The organism is Aeromicrobium sp. PFPM2_SD2 (genome assembly GCF_057364525.1).
In genome coordinates this window covers 1-6,452 of record NZ_JBNFNZ010000112.1, presented here as the reverse complement: position 1 = coordinate 6,452, position 6,452 = coordinate 1, and the positions used below count along the sequence as shown (strand labels likewise).

Sequence of the window (6,452 nt, the reverse complement as noted above, 5' to 3'; positions counted from 1 at the left end):
TCGTCCGCGGCACCGCCGCCGACCTCTATCTCGCGCTGTGGGGCCGCGTCGACGCCGGACGCCTGGACGTCGAGGGCGACGCGGCGGCCGCGCTGCTGGCCGTCCGCTCGGCCTGTGACCGGCACGGCGTCCCGGCGTGTCACGCTTGACGGGGCGATTTTGACCGGCCAGACCCCACCCGGTAGTCTTTGAGACCGTGCCCGAAATCTTCGGGCCGACGTGCGTGCCCACTTCGAGGGCCCGCGCCCTCCAGGCAACATCCATTCTGCAGAAGGAAGTTCGTAGTGCCCACGATCAACCAGTTGGTTCGCAAGGGCCGCCAGAGCAAGGTGGTCAAGACCAACACGCCGGCCCTCAAGGGTTCGCCTCAGCGTCGCGGTGTCTGCACTCGCGTGTACACCACGACCCCCAAGAAGCCGAACTCCGCGCTGCGCAAGGTTGCACGTGTCCGCCTCTCGAGCGGCACCGAGGTCACCGCGTACATCCCCGGTGAGGGTCACAACCTGCAGGAGCACTCGATCGTCCTCGTCCGCGGCGGCCGCGTGAAGGACCTCCCGGGTGTCCGTTACAAGATCATCCGCGGCTCCCTCGACACCCAGGGTGTCAAGGGCCGCAAGCAGGCTCGCAGCCGTTACGGCGCGAAGAAGGAGAAGAGCTGATGCCGCGCAAGGGTCCCGCCCCGAAGCGTCCCATCGAGACCGATCCGGTCTACGGGAGCCAGCTGGTCACCCAGCTGATCAACAAGATCCTGCTCGACGGCAAGAAGCAGGTCGCGCAGCGCATCGTCTACACCGCCCTGGAGGGCACCCGCGAGAAGACCGGCACCGACCCGGTCATCACGCTGAAGCGCGCACTCGACAACGTGAAGCCGACCCTCGAGGTCAAGAGCCGCCGCGTCGGCGGTGCCACGTACCAGGTCCCGATCGAGGTCCGCGCCTCGCGCCAGACCACGCTCGCCCTGCGCTGGCTGGTCAAGTACTCGACCGAGCGTCGCGAGAAGACGATGGCCGAGCGCCTCATGAACGAGCTCCTCGACGCCAGCAACGGCCTCGGCGGCTCGGTCAAGAAGCGTGAGGACACGCACAAGATGGCCGAGGCCAACCGCGCCTTCGCCCACTACCGCTGGTAAGTCGAGTCATCGGGGAGTCCCGCTCGCGAGACGCCCGCTGGACTTCCCAGACCTGACATCAGACTTTCGAAGGAACTGACGCCACGTGGCAACCGACATCACCACCGACCTGAAGCGGGTCCGCAACATCGGCATCATGGCGCACATCGATGCCGGCAAGACCACCACGACCGAGCGCATCCTCTTCTACACCGGCATCACGTACAAGATCGGTGAGGTCCACGAGGGCGGCGCCACGATGGACTGGATGGAGCAGGAGCAGGAGCGCGGCATCACCATCACGTCCGCCGCGACGACCTGCTGGTGGAAGAACCACCAGATCAACATCATCGACACCCCCGGTCACGTCGACTTCACCGTCGAGGTCGAGCGCTCGCTGCGCGTCCTCGACGGCGCGGTCGCGGTGTTCGACGGCGTCGCCGGTGTCGAGCCGCAGTCCGAGACCGTCTGGCGTCAGGCCGACAAGTACGGCGTCCCGCGCATGTGCTTCGTCAACAAGCTCGACCGCACCGGCGCGTCCTTCGACTTCTGCGTCAAGACGATCCGTGAGCGCCTCGGCGCCACGCCGCTCGTCCTGCAGCTGCCGATCGGCGCCGAGTCGGACTTCATCGGCGTCGTCGACCTGGTCGGCATGCGCGCCCTCGTCTGGCGCGGCGAGACCGCGATCGGCGAGGACTACGCCGTCGAGGAGATCCCGGCCGACCTGGCCGACGCCGCGGCCGAGGGTCGCGAGGCGCTCCTGGAGACGCTGTCCGACGTCGACGACGAGATCGCCGAGAAGTACCTCGAGGGCGAGGACATCTCGGTCGACGAGCTCAAGGCCGCGATCCGTCGCGCCACGCTCGGCACCAAGCTCAACCCGGTCCTGTGCGGCACCGCGTTCAAGAACAAGGGCGTCCAGCCCCTGCTCGACGCGGTCGTCGACTTCCTGCCCTCGCCGATCGACGTCGGCGCGGTCAAGGGTCACAGCGCCAAGGACGAGTCGGTCGAGGACACTCGCGAGCCCTCCGACGAGGCGCCCTTCTCGGGCCTGGCGTTCAAGATCGCCACCGACCCGCACCTGGGCAAGCTGACCTTCGTCCGCGTCTACTCGGGTCGCCTCGAGGCCGGCACGCAGGTGCTCAACGTGACCAAGGGGCGCAAGGAGCGCATCGGCAAGGTCTACCAGATGCACGCCAACAAGCGTGAGGAGATCGCGTCGGTCGGCGCCGGCCAGATCGTGGCCGTCATGGGCCTCAAGGACACGACCACCGGCGAGACGCTGGCCGACGCGGCCAACCCGATCGTCCTGGAGTCGATGACCTTCCCCGACCCGGTCATCCAGGTCGCCATCGAGCCCAAGACCAAGAGCGACCAGGAGAAGCTGGGCGTCGCGATCCAGAAGCTCGCCGAGGAGGACCCGACGTTCCAGGTCCACACGGACGAGGAGACGGGTCAGACGATCATCGCCGGCATGGGCGAGCTCCACCTCGACATCCTGGTCGACCGCATGAAGCGCGAGTTCCGCGTCGAGGCGAACGTCGGCAAGCCCCAGGTCGCGTACCGCGAGACCATCAAGGGCACCGTCACCGGTCACAGCTACACGCACAAGAAGCAGACCGGTGGTTCGGGCCAGTTCGCCAAGGTCGTCATCGGCGTGGCCCCCAACGGCCCCGACTTCGGTGGCGAGGGCGGCTACGAGTTCGTCAACGAGGTCACCGGCGGCCGCGTCCCGAAGGAGTACATCCCCTCGGTCGACGCCGGTGCGCAGAGCGCCATGGAGTTCGGCGTCCTCGCCGGCTACCCGATGGTGGACGTCAAGTTCACCCTCGAGGACGGCGCCTACCACGACGTCGACTCCAGCGAGCTCGCGTTCAAGCTGGCCGGCAACATGGCGTTCAAGGAGGCGGCGCGCAAGGCCAACCCGGTCCTGCTCGAGCCCATGTTCGCCGTCGAGGTCACGACGCCCGAGGACTACATGGGCGACGTGATCGGCGACCTCAACTCCCGCCGTGGCCAGGTCCAGGCCATGGAGGAGGGCTACGGCGGCGCCAAGCTGGTCAAGGCGCTCGTGCCCCTGTCCGAGATGTTCGGCTACGTGGGCGACCTGAGGTCCAAGACCTCCGGCCGTGCCTCGTACTCGATGCAGTTCGACTCCTACGCCGAGGTCCCGAAGGCCGTGGCCGAAGAGATCATCAAGAAGGCCCGCGGCGAGTAACCACGGTCCGTCCGTTAAGGTGGCCCGAGGTGTCCGTACGCGGTACCCGACGGCGTTTAACAGCAACAACAATCCCAGGAGGAGCCCACAGTGGCTAAGGCGAAGTTCGAGCGGACCAAGCCGCACATGAACATCGGCACCATCGGTCACATCGACCACGGCAAGACGACGCTGACCGCGGCGATCACCAAGGTGCTGCACGACAAGTACCCGGACCTCAACGAGGCCTCGGCGTTCGACCAGATCGACAAGGCTCCCGAGGAGCGTCAGCGCGGCATCACGATCTCGATCTCGCACGTCGAGTACCAGACCGAGAACCGCCACTACGCGCACGTCGACTGCCCCGGTCACGCCGACTACGTCAAGAACATGATCACCGGCGCGGCTCAGATGGACGGCGCGATCCTCGTGGTCGCCGCCACCGACGGCCCGATGCCGCAGACCCGTGAGCACGTCCTCCTGGCCCGCCAGGTCGGCGTCCCCGCGATGGTCGTCGCGCTCAACAAGTGCGACATGGTCGACGACGAGGAGATCCTGGAGCTCGTCGAGCTCGAGGTCCGCGAGCTGCTCAACGAGCAGGAGTTCGACGGCGACAACGTCCCGGTCGTCCCCGTGGCCGCCTTCCCGGCGCTGCAGGGCGACGAGAAGTGGGCCGAGTCGATCCTCAACCTCATGAACGCGGTGGACGAGTACATCCCGCTGCCGCCCCGTGAGACGGACAAGCCGTTCCTCATGCCCGTCGAGGACGTCTTCACGATCACCGGTCGTGGCACCGTCATCACCGGCCGCATCGAGCGCGGCATCATCAAGGTGAACGAGACCGTCGAGATCGTCGGCATCCGCGAGGAGAAGCAGACGACGACCGTCACCGGCATCGAGATGTTCCGCAAGCTGCTCGACGAGGGCCAGGCCGGCGAGAACGTGGGCCTCCTGCTTCGTGGCACGAAGCGCGAGGACGTCGAGCGCGGCATGGTCATCATCGCGCCCGGCACCACGACGCCCCACACCGAGTTCGAGGGCCAGGTCTACATCCTGTCCAAGGACGAGGGTGGCCGTCACACGCCGTTCTTCAACAACTACCGTCCGCAGTTCTACTTCCGCACGACGGACGTCACCGGCGTCGTCACGCTGCCCGAGGGCACCGAGATGGTCATGCCCGGCGACAACACCGAGATGAGCGTCAAGCTCATCCAGCCCATCGCCATGGAGGAGGGCCTGCGCTTCGCCATCCGCGAGGGCGGCCGCACCGTCGGCGCCGGCCGTGTCACCAAGATCCTCAAGTGATCTGCTGACGTAGCTCGTACGGAGCCCCCTGGACCTCACGGTCCGGGGGGCTTCGTCGTGCTCACGGTCGCCGCCGCTCCGGTGTGAGCGGATCGTCACCGGAGCGCACCGGCGGACGTCGTCGGGCGAAACATCGCGTTCCTAGCCTCGTGCCGAGCGCCGGCACCGGGCCGGCCCGCACAGGGGAGCGGCGATGACGACCGACGTACGCCAGATCGCGCCGGACCGGACGACGCAGACGCGACGGCACGGACGCTGGATCGAGCACTGGGAGCCCGAGGACCCCGCCTTCTGGGCGCACACCGGCCAGCGGGTCGCCCGGCGCAACCTGGCCTGGTCGATCTTCGCCGAGCACCTCGGCTTCTCGGTGTGGCTGCTGTGGAGCGTGAGCGCGGCCATGATGGCCGGCGCCGGGTTCGACCTGAGCGCGCAGCAGCTGTTCTGGCTGCTGGCCGTGCCGAACCTGGTCGGGTCGCTGCTGCGGGTGCCCTACACGTTCGCCGTCCCGCGGTTCGGCGGACGCAACTGGACGATCGCGAGCGCGGTGCTGCTGCTCGTCCCGACGCTGCTGTTCGTCGTGGTCGTCCAGCGCCCGGGCACCCCCTACTGGGTGCTGGTGCTCGTCGCGGCGACGGCGGGGCTGGGCGGGGGCAACTTCGCCTCCTCCATGGCCAACATCAACTTCTTCTACCCGGCCGAGCGCAAGGGCGCCGCGCTGGGGCTCAACGCGCCGCGGCGAACCTGGGCGTGGCGATCATCCAGCTGTTCCTGCCCGTCGTGGTCGGCGGCGCAGGCCTGTTCGGGCTGGTCGAGGCGGCCGAGTCCGGCATCCACCTCGAGCGGGCCGGCCTGCTGTACGCGGGCCTGGCCGTCGTCGCCGCGGTCGGTGCCTGGGCCGGCATGGACAACCTGCGCAGCGCCCGGTCCACCGTGCGCGAGCAACTGTCGGTCGTCCGCTACCGGCACACCTGGGTGATGTCGTTCCTGTACGTCGGCACGTTCGGCTCGTTCATCGGCTACTCCGCGGCGATGCCGCTGCTCATCAAGCTCAACTTCTGGAACCAGCCCGTCCCCGGCGTCGACGGCATCGGCGTCAACTTCGCCTACTTCGCGTTCCTGGGCGCCTTGGTCGGGTCGGTGGCCCGGCCGCTCGGGGGCTGGCTGGCCGACCGGCTGGGCGGGGCCCGGGTGACCGTCGGCTGCTTCGCGCTCATCGGTCGCCGGGACCCTCGGCGTCCTGGCCACGCTGCGCGCGCTCGAGCCGGTCCCGGCCCAGCCGACCGCCGGGGTGGACCCGGCCGCGTTCACGTACGCGCCGGACGTGGTGGCGGCGGTCGACCACAACACGGGGCTGTTCGGCTGGTTCCTGCTCGCCTTCCTCGTCGTGTTCGCTGCGGCCGGCGCCGGCAACGGGTCGACCTATCGGATGATCCCGGCGATCTGGCGCTCGTACGCCGACGCCGGCACGGAGGCCGGCACGCCGGCGCGCGCCGCCGCCCGGTCTCGCGCGGTCAAGGAGGCCTCGGCCGTCATCGGGCTCGCCGGGGCGGTGGGTGCGATCGGCGGCTTCCTCATCCCGATCACGTTCGGCTCGCCGTGGGTGAGCGACCCGATCGAGGCGGTGCAGACCGCGTTCGTGGTCTTCACCGGGTTCTACGTCGTGTGCGCGGTCGTCGCGTGGGCCGTCTACCTGCGGCGCGGCGCCGCCATGGCGAGGGCGGGCGAGTGGCCGATCTCCAGCAGCCGGTGGTGCAGGTGCATCTTGTCCGGGCTGAACGGCGAACGCCCGGCCCGGGTGCGGCGCACGACGGCCAGCAGCATGTCGACGAACGGCACCAGCAG

The 6,452-nt window shown here is 68.7% G+C and carries 6 protein-coding genes and 1 pseudogene; all 7 read left to right on the top strand.

Going from position 1 to position 6,452, the window contains the following annotated elements; all coding sequences use genetic code 11:
* Positions 1-149 (top strand): hypothetical protein (locus tag AC2W7G_RS07330; protein ID WP_485867853.1); only part of this gene is annotated, 149 nt, incomplete at its 5' end.
* Between the two features lie 135 nt (positions 150-284).
* Positions 285-659: a 30S ribosomal protein S12 gene (gene rpsL / locus AC2W7G_RS07325; protein ID WP_019143662.1), complete on the top strand. Its 375-nt coding sequence runs from the start codon at positions 285-287 to the stop codon at positions 657-659.
* Positions 659-1,129 carry a 30S ribosomal protein S7 gene (gene rpsG, locus AC2W7G_RS07320; RefSeq protein WP_485867852.1) on the top strand — a complete coding sequence of 157 codons (471 nt, stop codon included), beginning with the start codon at positions 659-661 and terminating at the stop codon, positions 1,127-1,129. Before rpsL ends, rpsG begins: the two co-directional genes overlap by 1 nt.
* A gap of 85 nt (positions 1,130-1,214) precedes the next feature.
* Positions 1,215-3,326 (top strand): elongation factor G, encoded by a 2,112-nt coding sequence (gene fusA / locus AC2W7G_RS07315; protein ID WP_485867851.1) that lies wholly within the window; start codon positions 1,215-1,217, stop codon positions 3,324-3,326.
* Positions 3,327-3,416: 90 nt separating this feature from the next.
* Positions 3,417-4,610: an elongation factor Tu gene (gene tuf / locus AC2W7G_RS07310; protein WP_485867850.1), complete on the top strand. Its 1,194-nt coding sequence runs from the start codon at positions 3,417-3,419 to the stop codon at positions 4,608-4,610.
* Between the two features lie 193 nt (positions 4,611-4,803).
* Complete coding sequence (locus AC2W7G_RS07305) at positions 4,804-5,586, top strand: MFS transporter (RefSeq protein ID WP_485867849.1); 783 nt, start codon at positions 4,804-4,806, stop codon at positions 5,584-5,586.
* Positions 5,587-5,931: 345 nt separating this feature from the next.
* Positions 5,932-6,452, top strand: a pseudogene (locus AC2W7G_RS07300) (hypothetical protein); the annotation flags it as partial.